The organism is Lyngbya sp. CCY1209 (genome assembly GCF_035615495.1).
Taxonomy (GTDB): domain Bacteria; phylum Cyanobacteriota; class Cyanobacteriia; order Cyanobacteriales; family Microcoleaceae; genus Limnospira.
In genome coordinates this window covers 1-16,078 of sequence record NZ_JAJENU010000391.1, presented here as the reverse complement: position 1 = coordinate 16,078, position 16,078 = coordinate 1, and the positions used below count along the sequence as shown (strand labels likewise).

Sequence of the window (16,078 nt, the reverse complement as noted above, 5' to 3'; positions counted from 1 at the left end):
GCGAAGACAGCGACGGGGATTCTGGGGTCAAACAGTAAATGCAGGCTGAGCCTGACTGACTTTACCTCGCCCACAGGGTATGGGGGTCGATCGCTCCCGGTACAAATGTCCATCTGTTAATATGATACGCTTTCGATCGCAATTCCGCTCTTGGCCCGACTTCCGAGGCTCCATTCAGCTCAATTCTAACGCCGCTTCCAGGCGCTCTGCCAAAGCCACGATCACCGAACGGCGGGCGATCGCTTCCACCCATTCGGACGGAATCGCCTCGAATCCATAATAGATCCCCGCCAGTCCCCCCGTCACCGCCCCGGTGGTGTCCGTATCGCCCCCCAAATTGACCGCTTTCAACACCGCTTCGGCGTAGGAATCCGTCGTCAGCAGGCACCACAGCGACGCCTCCAACGTATGGAGGACGTAACCACTCGAAGCGATCGCCTTTTCCGGCAGGGTCTCGATCTGCCCCCCGAACACCCGCTCGAAGGTCTTCAACTCCGCCTCAAACGGCGGTTTGCTGTAAATCGGTTTGACCGCTTCCACACCCTGGATGTAGGCCGTTTTCGGGTCGAGTCCCCGCAACAAACCGATGGCAATGCTGATGTAAATGCCACAGGCCATCTGCGATCGCGGGTGGCCGTGGGTGAGGCAGGAACAGTCGTGGACCCGCCCGATCAGTTCCGAAAATGGCAGCGTTCGGTAATAGTAAACCAGGGGCAAAATCCGCATCAGGGAACCGTTGCCGTTGCTGTTATCGTCGGTCCCCCCCGCCTCCACCGGCGGCACCCCCCGTTTCAAACGGTGGATGGCCATCCGAGTCGTGCCGCCGATGTCGAAAACTTCGCCATAGGGCGCCCAAGCCGCCTCGTACCGCCACTCACAAAAGGAGCGGGCGATCGCATTCAAATCGTACCCGTCGCAGAGGCTATGGGCCAGACAGAAGGTGAGGGAACTGTCGTCGGACCAGGTTCCCGGCGGTTGGTTGTAGGTGCCGTAGCCGCTCATCCCCTTGACGGGGTGGAGGCGGCACTGGCTGCGGGAGTGGAATTCGACGGGAACGCCGAGGGCATCGCCCACGCAGACTCCCATCAAACCGGATAAGACTGGAGAAGATTTCATCGTATCAGTGAAGAGATTTACCGAATATTAGAATTTTACCAAAAAATCGGGTCAAAAGCCTCACCTTTTGAGGGTGAGGAGTGAGAAATGGGGAACGAGTTTCTCTTTTCTCTGTTCCCACTCCTTCCCCATTGGGGAATCTCAAATCTCAAATGAGAGCACCGTGCCTTGCGCCCCCACACCCCACACCCGTTGCCCTGAGTACACCCTTCAATACCGTTGACTCACCTGCTTTCTCAAGGTTTCCAACGCTTCGGACGTCTCGAATCCCGGCAACTCGGGATCCTCCGGACGGCGAGAGTGCGGGGGGAGACTGGCAACGGAGGCCGCGGTGCGATCGGCGATTTCCGCCAGCGTCTCGGGGTCCTTCACCCGCCGTCCGCTTTTCATGACCAACTGCAACAGGGACACCGATTCGCCCCCGTTCTTGTCACCTTCGTCCATCAACTGCAGGCGATCGCATTTCATTTTCCCGTCCTCCAAAATGCGATAAACTTGTTTTCGGCCCGGATAGGTGAGTTTGCTGCTCGACTTCTTCATCACCGGGATGCCGTCAATTTCCACCAGCTTGTAAACCCCGTTGAACGGAGTGCCGCTCACCAGTTTGGTGCCGACACCGTACCCGTCGATGGGGGCGTTTGCAGCCTTCAAACGGGCGATTTCGGCTTCGTCGATGTCCCCGCTGGCCAGGATCGCCACCTGCGGGGGCAGGAGCGATCGCACCTGTTTGGAGAGTTCCGCCAGATCCCCCGAATCCAGTCGCACCCCTTTGATTTCCATCTGCCCCGCCTTGACTTTCTCCGCCAACCGTTTCGCCGCCGCCACCGTGTCGTAGGTGTCGATCAACAAAGGCGCCCCGGGGAAGTAGCGCCCGAAGGCCTCAAAGGCTGCGTCCTCGTCTTCGTCGATGGCCGCGATCGCCATGATCAGGGCGTGGGCCATCGTCCCGGACGGTTCCCGGCCCAATTTCAACGCCCCCAGCACGTTGGAGGTGGCATCGAACCCCGCCGCCAACGCCGCCCGCGCCGCCCACAGCGCCGCCTGGGGGCTGAAAGCCCGCCGGGTGCCGAATTCCAGCAACTTCACCTCCGGCCCGGCCATATCCCGCATCCGCGCCGCCCGGGTGGCGATCAGGGTCTGGTAGTTGATCGTATTGAGGAGGTAGGTTTCCACGATCTGGGCCTGCCACAGGGGCGCCTCCACCCGCAGCAGCGGTTCGTTGGGGAAGACCGCCGTCCCCTCCGGCACCGCCCACACGTCCCCCTCGAAGCGGGCCTCCGCCAGCACCGACCAAAACCGCTCGGGGGCCTGTTTGAAAATTCCCAAATTTTTCAGCGCCTCGATTTGGGAGGGATCAAACCGGAGATTTTCCAAATATTCTAACGCCTGGGTCAGCCCCATCGCGATCGCGTAGCCGAAGTTTCCCGGCAATTTCCGGGCGAACAGCTCGAAACAAGCCGGTTTGCGATCAACCCCCTCCCCCACATAACAGGCCGCCATCGTCAGTTGGTAGAGATCGGTCAGCAAGCTCTCGTCGGCGGGGGTCGGGGACAGTTCCCGGTTTTCCCGCAGTCGGTCGGTTTCCTTGGCAGTTGTCATGGGACGAATCCCCCCTATGCTGGCGTTTTTTTAATTATAGTGAAATTTACCATATCTGTCCAGCGGTTCGCGATTTCATGATTATAAAAAATGATTAAGTTTTGATGATTTTTCAGAGCCGAGCCTTAAAATACGTCCGACGGCCCTTGACATGAATTGGAAAGAACAAATTGACATGGCTACCTACGAAGATCGGGAAGCATTCATCCCCTACCGACGCCGCGATCTGATCGAACTGTGCGTCCGAGACGGCCGACTCCCCCGGGAAGAAATTCCCAAATTCCGCGAATTTTGTTCGATTCTGACCGCCCACTACCATTTCAAATTTCACCAAATTTTGGAAACCCTAAAGGAAAATTACGCCCCCTTCAACCCCGACTCGGACACCCACTTTATCGGCGACCTCACCCCGGACGACCGCCGAACGATGGGCGATCGCCTCACCGCCACCTTCGGAGAACTATTGGCAGCAGCAAATTACTTTTTGTTATCCAAAAAAGCCTTAGATAAAGCCCTGGAAGAACAATCTTTAATCGACCTGCACACCAACGTAAACTTTGACGAATTTGCCAATATAATTTGCTACTGTAGGGGGGAAAAATCTCAGGCTATAACGGTCAAAAAATGGGGCTTCAAAAATGAACAAGTCGCCATCAAAATTTTCGAGCGGGTGGTGTTGCTCCTGCGCTTCAAAGGGGAAAGATATTTCCAGAAAAAGGGGGAGGCGATCGAAGAGCTGAAATTCAAACCCGGAAAGGCTTACATTTATTTCTACAAAAATGTCCCCAAAAATGATTTGGATTTACTCTTTCCCAACGTCAAAACCTACATGACCTGGAAAGATCGGCTGATGCTGATCGTCCCCGCGATCGGTGCCGCCGTCGCCATCATCCTGAGAATCCTGCCCCAAGTCCTATTAATTTTCGGCGTAATTCTCTTTTTTGTCGGCGGCATCCCCGGCCTGGAAGATATGAAAGCCAACGAGCGACAGGTACAGGATATCATGCCGCTTTTGGTCACGTTTCTCTCGATTTTAATCGCCTTGGGGGGGTTCGGATTCAAACAATATTCCAGTTACAAAAGCAAGAAAATACAATTTCAAAAGCACGTTACCGACACCCTATTCTTCAAAAACCTCGCCAACAACAGCAGCGTCTTCCACGCCGTCACCGACTTGGCGGAGGAAGAGGAGTGCAAAGAGATCATTCTCGTCTACTACCACCTGCTGACGAGTCCCACACCCCTGACGCCGGAACAACTCGACGATCGCATCGAAAAATGGATGGAAGAAACCTTCGGAACCCAAATCGACTTCGACATCAACGGTCCGTTAAAAAACTTGGCGGACATCCGCGGCAAAGTCGTCCGCAACGGCGAAGACGAGGAAAAAATCAAAGCGGTTCCCCTCCTCCGCTACAGGGATGACGGCTCTTGCCAGGTGCTCTCCCTCGAAGACGCCAAAGCCGCGATCGATTACCTCTGGGACCGGATCTATAATTGATCATTGACAATTATCAACAAATAGCGGGAATAGTAGTGGGAACGCACCGCCGAGGACTTTTCACAATTCCACTATTACCCATTCCCCATTCCCCATTCCCCATTCCCCATTCCCCACTACCCCCTACCTCTTGCCTATCGCCTATCGCCTATTGCCTATCGCCTATTGCCTATCGCCTATTGCCTATCGCCTATCGCCTATCGCCTATTGCCTATCGCCTATTGCCTATTGCCTATTGCCTATTGCCTCAAAAAAAAAGAGCAGCCTTCCGTGGCTGCTCAGAGGAGAGTCTAAAAACCGTTGTTGACAGAAACTAGGAGTGAGCGTTCAGTCAGTGAAGAAATAATTAGCCGGACAGACCGTTGCTGCTGAAAGCGTCGAGGCTGTAGGCGGGGACTCGCTGGTTGTAGTCAGTTTCCGTACCCGTCACCGATTTGGAAAGCCGTTCAAAAGATTCGGAATTCCAGTTGCGGAGGTGGATAGGCTTGGACTGTTCGCCGCGAAAATAAGCCATCGTTCCGATAACGGAAACGGCAACCCAACCCACAACAAAAAGAGCAGCTAAGATAATCATGTTTTGACCTCCTATAAGGTAAAAAATTACAAAAATTAAGTGGTTACAGAATTGCGATCGAGAACGTTACGCCAACAAACCGAGTCGTTTACCGTTGCTTTTCGCCAACCGGATGAAGTTTTGCCGTTCCTTGGAACTGATGCCAAACCGGTTGCAGAAGTTGGTGATGGTTTTGGCGTGCAGTGCGATCGCCTGACCGCGAACTTGATTGAACTTGGCTTTCCCCATCCCGGAGCGAATCAGAACGATAATCGGTGCGAACATCCTCGGGCAACTCCTTGCTGTTAACTTATGTAAACTAATGTAACGAATTTGTTACAAAGTGTCAAGATATTTGACAAATTAATTTTTTTTGCTATAATATGCGCTGCTTGTCGGACAACCCGGGACAAATCTCAATCGGGCAACCCGGGACAAATCTCAATCGGGCAACCCGAGACAAATCTCAATCGGGCAACCCGAGACAAATCTCAATCGGGCAACCCGAGACGGTTGCCCCCACGGATAGGAAGTAGAGGGGTAGGGAGGCAGGGGGGTAGGGAGGCAGGGGGGCAGGGGAGGCAGGGGAGGCAGGGGAGGCAGGGGAGGCAGGGGGGCAGAGGGGCGGAGGAGGCAGGGGGGGCAGGGGAGGCAAATTTCTAGTCAGATCTGTACAAATTTCCCAATCATCTGAATATGATTTTTGCTATTAGCTTGGGAATTGATTCCCAAGCGGTGCGGATGTTTGACCCGCTTCCCCTGCTTCCTCTGCTTCCTCTGCTTGACCGTTGCCTCCCTCCGCCCCTCCGCTTCCTCCACCCCGATCGCCCAAACGCGATAAAATTGATGGCGGTCAACCAGGGGTGGTAGATAAGACACGATGCCCAAGGCTCATATCATCGGATTGGGAAAGTCGGGAAACGCGGCGGCGCGGCTGTTGAAGGTTCAGGGATGGGAAGTGACGGTGAGCGATCGCAACACCTCGGAATCCCTGCAACGGCAATGTCAGCCCCTCATCGACGAAGGAATTGCGGTCAAATTGGGGGAGAGTTTCGACCCCCACAGTGCCCCGGATCTGGTGGTGGTGAGTCCCGGTGTCCCCTGGGATCTGCCCGTCTTGGAAGCGGCCCGCAGTTTAGGCATCGAAACCGTCGGGGAAATGGAACTGGCTTGGCGAAATCTCCGGGACGTGCCCTGGGTGGGAATTACGGGGACCAACGGCAAAACCACGACCACCGCCCTCACCGCCCAGATTTTTGAAGTCGCCGGACTGAAGGCCCCCGCCTGCGGCAACATCGGCAACGCCGCCTGCGAGTTAGCCCTGCAACGGCAGCAAAACCCCTCGATGGCTTTGGATTGGGTGATCGCGGAAATCAGCAGCTTTCAGATCGAATCCTCAACCCAACTCGCTCCCAAAATCGGGCTGTGGACGACATTCACCCCCGACCACCTCAACCGCCACTACACGTTGGAGAACTATTACGAGATCAAGGCGAGTTTGATGGATCGCTCCGAAGTGCAAATTTTCAACGGGGACGACCCCTATTTGAGGCGGACGGCGGGCGATCGCTGGCCCGATGCCCGTTGGACGAGCGTGAAGGGATACGGGGACTTATTGGGCGATCGCACCCGCGGCGTTTACATTGAGGAAGACTGGGTGATGTACGACGGCGAAGCGATCGCCCCCGTCGATAGTTTGAAAATGGTGGGGGACCACAACCGCCAAAATCTGCTGATGGCCGTCGCCGCCGCCAAACTCGCCGGTATCGATAAAGATGCGATCGCCAAAGGTATCGCCACCTTCCCCGGCGTCCCCCACCGCTTGGAAGAAGTCAGCACCTGGATGGGCATCCGCTGGATCAACGACAGCAAAGCCACCAACTACGACGCCGCCGAGGTGGGGTTGGCGGCGGTGGAAGCCCCCGTGATTCTGATCGCCGGAGGGGAGGCGAAGGCGGGCGACGATACCCGCTGGATCGAAGCCATCCACCAAAAAGCCGCGACGGTGCTGCTGATCGGGTCGGCGGCGGAACCCTTTGCGCGACGGTTGAAAGAGAGTCAATATCACAATATCGAAATTGTCGAAACCCTGGAAAATGCCATCCCCCGGGCGGCGGAATTGGCGAGTCAGTTAAAGGCGAAGGCCGTGTTACTCTCCCCCGCCTGCGCGAGTTTCGACCAATACCGCAGCTTTGAACACCGGGGCGATCGCTTCCGGGAATTGTGTTTAGAATTAATGGGATGACAATTAACAATATTCCCCATTCCCTATTCCCCATTCCCTATTGCCTATTGCCTATTGCCTATTCCCTATTCCCTATTCCCTACACCCTACACCCTACACCCTACACCCTACACCCTATTTCTCAAACTGAAATGCCCCCAAATATTGATAGTCTCCATCCCGGCGATCGCTGCTGTAGAGGCGGACGGTGTGGGTTCCCCGGCGGGTGACGGGGCAGGAGATTTCCGGGGTTTCTCGGGTGGTGGGGGGGGCGCAGCGGGATGGGGAGCCTCCCGGGGGAACGACTTCGGCCAGAACCCAGCGGCGATCGCGGTTTTTCAGCCAAATTTCGGCGGAATTTCGGACTCCGGCGGGCAACCATTTGGGGGCGATCAGCTCGAATCCCAAAGCGAAGAAATTGGGGTCGAGGAGGGGTTGGCGGGTGAATTCCGGGCGGTGGAGGGGGCTCGAAAGTAACTGCCACTTGCGATCGCGGGGAAAGTGGGTCATCGCCATCACCTCCGGCGGGGTGAACAGGTAGGCGGTGCGGTAGCGGGAGATGAACCGGGATGGGGTCAGGTAGCCGCTATTCCACGTCACGTCTATCAAATACCAGTTTCCCCCAATTTTGGCTGCGTTCCAGGCGTGTCCCTCCCCGCTCAAGTCCCCGGCGGGGTTGCGAAAATCTCCGGGAATGTAGGCCATATCGACGCCCGCCGCCTCCCCCAGGGCCTTCAACAACCGGGCGAAACCAGAACAGACGGCCTTTCGGGTGGCGAAGACGGTACGGGCGTCTTGGGGGGGATAGTGGCCGCGTTTGTAGGCGGAAAAGTCGTAGTCGATGCGGGTGGCAACGTAGTCGTGGAGGGCTTTCACCTGTAAAAAGGGGTCGGGTTCCCGTCCGACGATATAATCGGCGAAGGATTCGAGACTCGTTTCGGCGATCGCGGGCATCCGCCTCACCAGGGGGTGAACCGATTCTTCCGCCCAGGGCCAGGTTTTGGCGGGAGTTGCCGGATAGGCGACGGTGGGGGGGGATGCGGGGGGTAGAATGAGGGCGATCGCACAGATCAGCGAAATAATTGTAACGCTCAAAAAGACTCGGGGACGAATTCGCAGGGGCATGAATGAAACAGAACTCACCGTTATTATTGATGTTTTCTGTTGCTCAATCTCAAAATCCGGCGGATGGGGGTGCGATCGGATTCGGGTTTGAAGCGGACGGAGTTTGGGAATTTTAGATTTTGGATTTTGGATTTTGGATTCCCCTGAGAATGAAATTGAACGACTGAAACAATCTGATGTCGCTCTGAGTGATAGAGCTTCGCGCCCGGTGTGGGATGTGGGGAAGCGAAGGGAGCAACGCAGATAGGCTTTTCTTCCTCTGCCTCCTGGAGCTTCCTCTGCCTCCTCCGCCCCCGGACCCCTCCGCCCCCCCCGCCTTCCACCCCAACACTATCCGATCGCACGAAATGCCAATTGAAACGCTACCCGACACCGATTTCCAGTATTATCTGATCGCCTTCGACGCCGACGGAAACGAGCGCACCGACGACCCGGACGGCCAAATGAGCGATCGGGTGACGGAGGTTCTCGCCCGGGAACCCGTCACGGACGTTTTTCTGTTCTGCCACGGCTGGCTCAGTGACATTCCGGCATCCCGGAGGCAGTACCGGAGGTGGATTCGGGCCGTCCTCGATCGCCGGGAAGATCTCGCCCGCTTCGAGGAAATCCAGCCCGGTTTTTACGCCCTGGCCGTGGGTTTGCACTGGCCGAGTATGCCCTGGGGGGATTACGATCTCGAAGCGTCGCCCCTGTCGGTGGGATTCGACGGCGCGCGCCCCCATCCCCCCGTCGCCCATCTGGTTGATCGCTACGCCCGACGCATCGCGGATACCCCCACGGCCCGGGCCGCCCTGGAGACGATTTTCAACGCCGCGATCGACAATATCGCCCCGGACACCCTGCCCCGGGCGGTGCGGGAGGCTTATCACGTCCTCGATCGCGAATCGGGTTTGTACGGCAGGGGGGTGGGGGCGACTCCGAGCGGCGATCGCGATCCCTTCGACCCGGAGCGAACGTTCATCGCCGCCCGCCGGGAAGCCCTCAGCTTTGGTGGCTTCAGTTGGGGGGGGCTCCTCGCCCCCCTCCGCACCCTCTCCTTTTGGAAGATGAAAGATCGCGCCCGCCAGTTCGGCGAAAACGGCGCCTTCAACTTGCTCGCCAACCTGCAGCGGGTGGGGGGGGATCAGGTGCGATTTCACCTGATGGGCCACAGCTTCGGATGCATCGTCGCCTCCGCCGCCCTTACCGGCGACCCCGCCGACGCCTCCCCCAACCGCCCCGTCAACTCCCTCCTCCTCGCCCAAGGCGCCCTCTCCCACTGGTCCTACTGTCCCGACATCCCCCTGGCTCCGGGTACTCCGGGCCACTTTCATAGCCTGATCGCCGATCGCCTCGTCGCCGGCCCGATCGCGATCACCCGCTCCAAATGGGACACCGCCCTGAGCAAATGGTATCCCCTCGCCGCTTCCGCCGCCGGGTGGGTGGGGCGATCGATGAGCTTCTACTCCACCGCCAACCCGCCCAAATACGCCGCCCTCGGCACCTTGGGGGCCAGCGGCGGCCCGGACTTCACCCCCGTCGATGGGAACCTCCTCCCCGCCACCGCCCACTACCCCTTCGAGCCGGGGGTCATCTACAACCTCGACGGCGACGAGTTCATCCGGGAAGGCGGCGGACCCCAGGGCGCCCACAACGACCTGGCCCGCCCCGAAGTCGCCCACCTGATGTGGGAGGCGGCGTTGGCGTCCGTCAATAACAATTAACCATTAATAATTAATCATTAATAATTGGGGGATGGGGAACCAAAAACAATTGAGAATTGAGAATTGGGGAAGGGGGGGAGCTTCCAGCAAAAATTCCCCAGGCCCGAATTCGGGAAATGGGGAATCAAAAACCATCAACAACTATTAATTGTTAATTGTTAATTATTAATTGTTAATTGTCTGAGAGCGCTTGTCGCCCCGGTTCATGCGGCGCAGGTTGAGGACGTCGCTGATGTTTTTGATTTGGACGCAGGTTTGCTCGAATTGGCTGCGATCGCAGATTTCGATCCCCAGTTCAATCAGGGCGGGGGCGCCGCGGAATGTCTTCACCTGGGCGCTACAGACGTTGATGTTGTTGTCCTTGAGGCGGGAGAGGATGTCGTTGAGGACGCCGACGCGATCGAGTACCTCGATCTGGATTTTGACCGGGTAGGTTTTCGGGCGTCCCTGGTTGCCGTCGGTGGGGTTCCAACTGACGGGGACCAGCCGCTCGCCGGGGACCTTGGTCACGTTCGGGCAGCCCTGGCGGTGGATGGAAATGCCCCGGGTGCGCGTCACCGTGCCGATGATCGCCTCTCCGGGGATCGGGTTGCAGCATCCGGCGATGTGGTAGAGCAGCCCTTCCACCCCGGCGATGGGGGATTGGGTTAATGGGGACGGGTGGGCCGGCGTGGGGGCGGCGGGAATCGAGGCGGGCATTTGCAGGTTGGTGGTGCGATCGCCCTCCACCTGCCGGATGGGGGTGTGGGCCTTCACCGCGTCCCGCAGCCGGTTCACCACCTGGTTGAGGGTGATTTCCCCGTATCCCAAACCGGCGAGTAGGTCGTCTACACTGTGATAATTGCAGCGATGGACGACGCCCTGCATGGGTTCGGATTTGAGCAGGGATTCAAAGCCGTTGCGGCCCATTTCCTTTTCAATCAGGGCCCGGCCCCGGGCGATATTTTCATCCCGGTGCGATCGCTTGTACCACTGGCGGATGCGGTTTTTTGCCGTGCTGGTTTTGACGAAATTCAGCCAGTCCAGGCTGGGGTGGCTGTTCTTCTGGGTGAGAATTTCCACGATATCCCCGTTTTTCAACCCCGTATACAGGGGGACGATGCGATCGTTCACCTTCGCCCCCTTGCAGTGGTTGCCGACTTCCGTATGGATGCGGTAGGCGAAATCGACGGGCGTCGCCCCGTGGCTGAGGGCGATGACGTCACCGTCGGGGGTGAAGACGTAGACATCCTCATCGAACAGGTTATTTTTGACGCTCTCCAAATACTCGTTGGCATCTTTGAGGTCGCTCTGCCATTCGAGAAGCTGCCGCAGCCAGGTGAATTTCTCGTCCGTATTGCTCAACTTGCCGAACCCCGAGCCGCCGGTTTCTTTATATTTCCAGTGGGCGGCGATCCCGTATTCGGCGATGTGGTGCATTTCCACGGTGCGGATTTGCACTTCGACGGGGCGCCCGGTGTTGCCGATGACTCCCGTGTGCAGGGACTGGTAGCGGTTGGGTTTGGGCAGGCCGATATAATCTTTGAAGCGGCCCGGAATCGGTCTGAAGGCGTCGTGGACGATCGCCAGAGCCCGGTAGCACTCGTCTTTGTGTTCCACGATCAACCGCAGGGCGGCGATATCATAGATCTCGTGAAATTCCTTGTGGCGGTCCTGCATCTTTTTGTAGATGCCGTACAGGTGTTTGGGACGGCCCGTCACTTCGTAGCAGCGGATACCGGCCTGTTCCATGCGATCGCGTAAAATGTCGGCCAATGCCGCGAGTCTTTCTTCCCGGATGGTTCTGCGATCGGCGACGGCGGTGCGGATTTCTCGGTAGGCCTCCGGTTCGAGGTACTTGAAGGATAAATCCTCCAATTCCCACTTGAAACGGCCGATCCCCAACCGGTTGGCGAGGGGGGCGAAGATTTCCCGGGTTTCCAGGGCGATGCTGCGCTGCTTGGCCTCCGGGAGGAATTCCAGGGTCCTCATGTTGTGGAGGCGATCGGCCAGTTTCACCACGATCACCCGGATGTCTTTGGCCATCGCCAGGAACATCCGCCGGAAGTTTTCGGCTTGGCGTTCGGTGGTGTTGGAGAAGTTGAACTTGGAGAGTTTGGTGACGCCCTCGACCAAGTGCCGGACTTCGGGGCCGAAGTGGCTTTCGAGTTCCTCGGGGGTGGTGTCGGTATCTTCGATGATGTCGTGGAGGAATCCCGCCGCCACCATCGCGCTGTCGCTGCCCAAAAACCGCAGCAGACCCGCCACGGCGATGGGGTGGTTGATGTAGGGTTCCCCGGATTTGCGGTACTGCCCTTTGTGGAGTTCGTAGGCAAATCGGAACGCCTCACAGATCAGGTCGGTATCCGGACAGGATCCGGGGGGATCGGATTCCCGCAGACTCTTGGAGGTGTCCAGACAGTGTTGCAGCCAGTCGGGGATGGCGCATTCGTAGGCGGTCGAGGTGGGTAGTGTTTTGGTGTTCATGGTAATTAGACCCTATGGAGTTACAGATACAGAGGTGATTGTGAGAATTTTTGTGCTTTTAATTAAAACCGTCGCGGAATTGGGAGTCCGAGTCGGCGAGGTCGGGTTTTGAAATGCGGGTGTCGGGCGTCGGGTGTCGGGATTTGAGATTCTCCCGATCTCCCCCCGACCCGCGGCTTCCCAGCCTTGAGAGTTCCTTTTCCCCAGCTTCCTCAAATATGGACGAATAACGCTCGGGAAGACCCGGGCGACGATGCTACTCTTTGAGATTCCGATTCCCTTTTGTTAGATTTCCGCTCTAAAAAACAACCCCACTCCCGCGATCGCCGGACTGGCCTTCGGGTCTGTCGCCCGCGACTCGGGGAGATGTGTCTCGGTTGAGAATTATCCTACCCTATCCCCCCAGGGGCGATTTCAGACGTTCTGAATTGCGAAAATGCAGAAAATTGCATGAGAATCGCAAGGGGATCGCGTCGGAACTCGGTTCACCGTCCCGGCCGGACGGTGTGACTTTTGTCTACGATCGCTAATAATAGACAAATTTCTTAACATTATGTTAACAAAAGAGACCCGCCACGCGATCGCGAATTTTCGCCGCTCCCTGGAAACCCTGCAAGGAACCCTGACTTCTGACCGCCCGGAGCTCGAACCCGCGAACCGGGCATTTGGGGAAGTTCAAGAGCAGTTTAAGACCCGGATTGCCCAACTCGGCGATCGCGAATCGGACGATCCCCGCCGGCTATCTCAACTCCAGTCCTACATCACCGAAACCCACAAGCAGATGCGATTGTTGGGGTTAGACCTGCGATTTTTGCAAGCATCCCGCCAGAGTGCCACGGCCCGCGATCGCCTGGCTCAAGTGCGCGATCGCATTTCCATTCTAATCGGATATTCCACGGCACTGTTGGAGAATACGGAGGGGGAGTAGGGCGGAGGGGCGACCGGAGGCGACCGGAAGCCGAACCCCCATTGCCTATTCCCCATTCCCTGCCCTAAGATTGCCAAATGTTTTGAAGCTGTCGATCCCATGTCCGAATCCCAAGCGATCGCCACCCTCTACGGCATTGGAGTGGGTACTGGCGATCCGGAACTGATCACCCTGAAAGGACTCAACCGCCTCAAGGCTTCCCCCGTGGTCGCCTTTCCCGCCGGGATGGGGGGCAAACCGGGCATCGCCGAAAGCATCATTTCGCCCTGGCTGAGTCCCGAACAGATCCAACTTCCGATCGCATTTCCCTACGTCCGGAATCAGGACGTCTTGCAGGCGGCTTGGCGAGAGGGCGCCGAGGCGGTTTGGCCCCACCTGAAACGGGGGCGGGATGTCGCCTTCGTCTCGGAAGGGGATGTCAGTTTTTACAGCACCTTCGGCTACCTGGCCGGAACCCTCAGACAGTTGCATCCCGAAGCCCAAATCGAGGCGATTCCGGGGGTCTGCTCCCCCCTGGCCGCGGCGGCGGAACTGGGGGTCCCCCTCACCGTGCAGCACCAGCGGTTGACAATCTTACCCGCCCTCTATACTGTCGATCGCATCGAAACGGCGTTGGACTCAGCGGAGGTGGTGGTGTTGATGAAAGTCAGTTCGGTGTATGAGACGGTTTGGAAGGTCCTGGAGCGCCGGGGCCTGCTGTCGAGGGCCTGCGTCGTGGAGCGGGCCACCCACCGCGATCGCGTCATTTACAGGGGATTGGGCGATCGGCCTGAGTTGCGGCTCTCCTATTTTTCCCTGCTGATCGTGTGGGCGAGTCCCGATGTAGAAATACCGCCATTGTAGGATCTACCAGGATGCAAAAATATGCCAACAGACTCCAGCGGTTAAGACATGGCGATGGTAGAAAGGGAGTCGGGAGGAAAGAGAAGATAGAACAGAGGGAAGAAAAACTTCTCATCCTCAAATCCCAGGCCCGGGGGGCAAGGCGCGGCGCCCCTACATTCCCGACACCCGACACCCGACTTAGAGAGTCGGTCTGGTGCTGATCACCGGATCTGATATGACCCGCCACGATGAGAATGAACCATGCTAAAACAATAACTGTCGGGGACGGCAGCAACTGCTTCAGAAGTTTTGTTTCAATTGGGATTTGATAATGACTGCTTCCACTTCTGCACTCTCATTTTTGCCCTCTGTCGTGCGCCAGCCGATGACGGTTGCCGTACTCGCCTCCCTCGGCCTCCACGCCCTCTTCGCCCTGAACCTGGAAAATATTCGCCTCTATCCGAATACGGTTCAACTGCCGCCGAGCGTGGAATTGATGGAATTATCCCCGAACCAAATTGACGGGATCTTCCCGGAACCGCCGCCGCAATTTACGCTGACGCCCTTCGCCCCCCCGGCATCCCTCCCGAGCTTGGGAGCGACTCCCAATAATCTACCCCAGTTTCCCCCCAGCGCTCGACAACTTCCGGTGTTCCCCCCGGTGTTTCCGGAACCCAACGTATCGCCCTTTTCTTCGCCCCCCCAACCGCGATCAAACAGCACGTTTTTACCCCCCGTCCAAACCATTCCCCAGCAGCCGCGCACCTTCAGTCCGCCGCCGGCGATCGAGTTCTTCGAGCCGCTCCCGGACCAACCGGGTGTCCCCGGAAACAGAAATGATGTCGAACTCGGGCGCATCCGGGATAACGTCCGCTTCAGTCATCTTTCCCCCGAGGAGCAACAGCAACTCGAAGAGCAGTTCGCCATGCTCCCGCCACCGCCTTCCTCGGCGCCATTTCCCGAAAATGACCCCAACTACAGCCAACCCCCCGGGATGCAACAGGAACCGGGCGCAGAAGCCTCGGAAAATTTCGCCCCCCCCGAACCCGCCGCAGAACCCCAACCGGGGGGTTCGATTCTCGCCAAACTCCAGGCGGACAACGATCGCCGACAGGAGGCCCTCGGCGTCTCCGACGGGGAAACCCCGCAACAACCGGCACCGACGGGGGAAGTTTCCGAGCAACAACAGGCGATGTTGCAGGGGGGCGGCGCCTATGTGGAGTGGGTGCTGTCTCTCAGGGGGGACTATCCGGACGTGGACATGAGCCAACCCCGCACGATTTCCGCCCTCTATCCCGCAGAAGCCTGCCAGGAACAGTTGAGCGGTGGGGCCTTGGTGGGGGTGATGGTCGGTTCCGGGGGCGAAATTCTTGCCGGACCGACGTTGTTGCGGGGGACGGGTTATCCGATTTTGGATGATGCGGCTCTGGCGGCTATCAACGACCTTCCCTTTGAAGCCCAAGGCGGTCCGATCGCCTATCAGTATGAGTTTAGCTTCGATAGCGAAAATTGTCGTTCCGTGACAACACCCGCACCGACACCGGCACCGGCACCGGCACCGGCACCGGCTCCCGCACCGGCACCGGCGCCCGCACCTCCGCCGGAATCGATAGAGGAACCTGCACCGGAACCGGCTCCCGCACCTCCGCCGGAATCGATAGAGGAGGAACCCGCACCGGAACCGGCGCCTTCGGGTTCGCTACTCCAAAAATTACAGGATTCTTCCAATAATCCCACCCCGGAATCTCAACCCGAGCCGGAATCCGCCGAGGAAGCTGAAATGTCGTCTTCGCAGCCGGGGGAAACCGACTCGGAGGATTTATCCCTGACGAAGGATGGCAAGTTGGAGTTGGAAAATATACCCAATGAGGGATTATAACGCGGCGCGTGGGAGTCGGGAGTCGGGAATAGGGAGTCGGGAATAGGGAGTCGGGAGTCGGGAGTCGGGAGTCGGGAGCGGAGGGAGCGGAGGGAGCGGAGGGAGCGGAGGGAGCAGGGGGAGCAGGGGGAGCGGAGGGAGCGAAGAAACGGGTGGAAC

Annotated in this window: 13 protein-coding genes; 6 read left to right on the top strand and 7 right to left on the bottom strand. The window is 58.0% G+C overall.

What is annotated here, in order from left to right:
• Nucleotides 1-174 precede the first annotated feature (174 nt).
• On the bottom strand, nt 175-1,116 hold the full coding sequence (locus LKE08_RS11340; RefSeq protein ID WP_324704334.1) for an ADP-ribosylglycohydrolase family protein: 942 nt from the start codon (nt 1,114-1,116) through the stop codon (nt 175-177).
• Nucleotides 1,117-1,326: 210 nt separating this feature from the next.
• Nucleotides 1,327-2,715, bottom strand: a complete 1,389-nt coding sequence (locus tag LKE08_RS11335) for a nicotinate phosphoribosyltransferase (protein ID WP_324704333.1) — start codon at nt 2,713-2,715, stop codon at nt 1,327-1,329.
• A 151-nt stretch (nt 2,716-2,866) separates the two neighbouring features.
• On the opposite strand from LKE08_RS11335, the gene LKE08_RS11330 reads away from it, so the two are divergent.
• On the top strand, nt 2,867-4,216 hold the full coding sequence (locus LKE08_RS11330; protein WP_324704332.1) for a TMEM143 family protein: 1,350 nt from the start codon (nt 2,867-2,869) through the stop codon (nt 4,214-4,216).
• A gap of 346 nt (nt 4,217-4,562) precedes the next feature.
• Here the strand turns inward: LKE08_RS11330 and LKE08_RS11325 are convergent, their stop codons facing one another.
• The 3 genes from LKE08_RS11325 to LKE08_RS11315 all read right to left on the bottom strand — a co-directional run bounded on the left by LKE08_RS11325 (nt 4,563) and on the right by LKE08_RS11315 (nt 5,648).
• Complete coding sequence (locus LKE08_RS11325; protein WP_324704331.1) at nt 4,563-4,790, bottom strand: photosystem II protein, Psb35-related; 228 nt, start codon at nt 4,788-4,790, stop codon at nt 4,563-4,565.
• Nucleotides 4,791-4,856: 66 nt separating this feature from the next.
• Nucleotides 4,857-5,054, bottom strand: a complete 198-nt coding sequence (locus LKE08_RS11320; protein WP_324704330.1) for an electron transporter — start codon at nt 5,052-5,054, stop codon at nt 4,857-4,859.
• Nucleotides 5,055-5,432: 378 nt separating this feature from the next.
• Nucleotides 5,433-5,648 carry a hypothetical protein gene (locus tag LKE08_RS11315; protein WP_324704329.1) on the bottom strand — a complete coding sequence of 72 codons (216 nt, stop codon included), beginning with the start codon at nt 5,646-5,648 and terminating at the stop codon, nt 5,433-5,435.
• Nucleotide 5,649: 1 nt separating this feature from the next.
• On the opposite strand from LKE08_RS11315, the gene murD reads away from it, so the two are divergent.
• Nucleotides 5,650-7,014, top strand: coding sequence for a UDP-N-acetylmuramoyl-L-alanine--D-glutamate ligase (murD, locus tag LKE08_RS11310; RefSeq protein ID WP_324704328.1), 1,365 nt, complete (start codon nt 5,650-5,652; stop codon nt 7,012-7,014).
• A 114-nt stretch (nt 7,015-7,128) separates the two neighbouring features.
• Here murD and LKE08_RS11305 read toward each other — a convergent pair whose 3' ends face one another.
• A complete protein-coding gene (locus tag LKE08_RS11305; protein ID WP_324704327.1) occupies nt 7,129-8,136 on the bottom strand; it encodes a transglutaminase domain-containing protein in 1,008 nt (335 codons plus the stop codon).
• Between the two features lie 329 nt (nt 8,137-8,465).
• Here LKE08_RS11305 and LKE08_RS11300 point away from each other — a divergent pair, with 329 nt between their 5' ends.
• Nucleotides 8,466-9,821, top strand: a complete 1,356-nt coding sequence (locus LKE08_RS11300; protein WP_324704326.1) for a hypothetical protein — start codon at nt 8,466-8,468, stop codon at nt 9,819-9,821.
• 165 nt (nt 9,822-9,986) lie between these two features.
• Here the strand turns inward: LKE08_RS11300 and LKE08_RS11295 are convergent, their stop codons facing one another.
• A complete protein-coding gene (locus tag LKE08_RS11295) occupies nt 9,987-12,287 on the bottom strand; it encodes a bifunctional (p)ppGpp synthetase/guanosine-3',5'-bis(diphosphate) 3'-pyrophosphohydrolase (RefSeq protein ID WP_324704325.1) in 2,301 nt (766 codons plus the stop codon).
• A 553-nt stretch (nt 12,288-12,840) separates the two neighbouring features.
• On the opposite strand from LKE08_RS11295, the gene patD reads away from it, so the two are divergent.
• The 3 genes from patD (at nt 12,841) to LKE08_RS11280 (ending at nt 15,919) form a co-directional block, all read left to right on the top strand.
• A complete protein-coding gene (gene patD, locus LKE08_RS11290; RefSeq protein WP_324704324.1) occupies nt 12,841-13,215 on the top strand; it encodes a heterocyst frequency control protein PatD in 375 nt (124 codons plus the stop codon).
• Between the two features lie 99 nt (nt 13,216-13,314).
• Complete coding sequence (locus LKE08_RS11285) at nt 13,315-14,058, top strand: precorrin-2 C(20)-methyltransferase (RefSeq protein ID WP_324704323.1); 744 nt, start codon at nt 13,315-13,317, stop codon at nt 14,056-14,058.
• Between the two features lie 313 nt (nt 14,059-14,371).
• A complete protein-coding gene (locus LKE08_RS11280; RefSeq protein WP_324704322.1) occupies nt 14,372-15,919 on the top strand; it encodes an energy transducer TonB in 1,548 nt (515 codons plus the stop codon).
• The last annotated feature ends 159 nt before the right edge of the window (nt 15,920-16,078 follow it).

Excerpts from the sequence above, each read along its gene's own strand:
- LKE08_RS11340 (WP_324704334.1), bottom strand. The coding sequence starts at position 1,116 with ATGAAATCTTCTCCAGTCTTATCCGGTTTGATGGGAGTCTGCGTGGGC.
- LKE08_RS11335 (WP_324704333.1), bottom strand. The coding sequence starts at position 2,715 with ATGACAACTGCCAAGGAAACCGACCGACTGCGGGAAAACCGGGAACTG.
- LKE08_RS11330 (WP_324704332.1), top strand. The coding sequence starts at position 2,867 with ATGAATTGGAAAGAACAAATTGACATGGCTACCTACGAAGATCGGGAA.
- LKE08_RS11325 (WP_324704331.1), bottom strand. The coding sequence starts at position 4,790 with ATGATTATCTTAGCTGCTCTTTTTGTTGTGGGTTGGGTTGCCGTTTCC.
- LKE08_RS11320 (WP_324704330.1), bottom strand. The coding sequence starts at position 5,054 with ATGTTCGCACCGATTATCGTTCTGATTCGCTCCGGGATGGGGAAAGCC.
- murD (WP_324704328.1), top strand. The coding sequence starts at position 5,650 with ATGCCCAAGGCTCATATCATCGGATTGGGAAAGTCGGGAAACGCGGCG.
- LKE08_RS11300 (WP_324704326.1), top strand. The coding sequence starts at position 8,466 with ATGCCAATTGAAACGCTACCCGACACCGATTTCCAGTATTATCTGATC.
- LKE08_RS11295 (WP_324704325.1), bottom strand. The coding sequence starts at position 12,287 with ATGAACACCAAAACACTACCCACCTCGACCGCCTACGAATGCGCCATC.
- patD (WP_324704324.1), top strand. The coding sequence starts at position 12,841 with ATGTTAACAAAAGAGACCCGCCACGCGATCGCGAATTTTCGCCGCTCC.
- LKE08_RS11285 (WP_324704323.1), top strand. The coding sequence starts at position 13,315 with ATGTCCGAATCCCAAGCGATCGCCACCCTCTACGGCATTGGAGTGGGT.
- LKE08_RS11280 (WP_324704322.1), top strand. The coding sequence starts at position 14,372 with ATGACTGCTTCCACTTCTGCACTCTCATTTTTGCCCTCTGTCGTGCGC.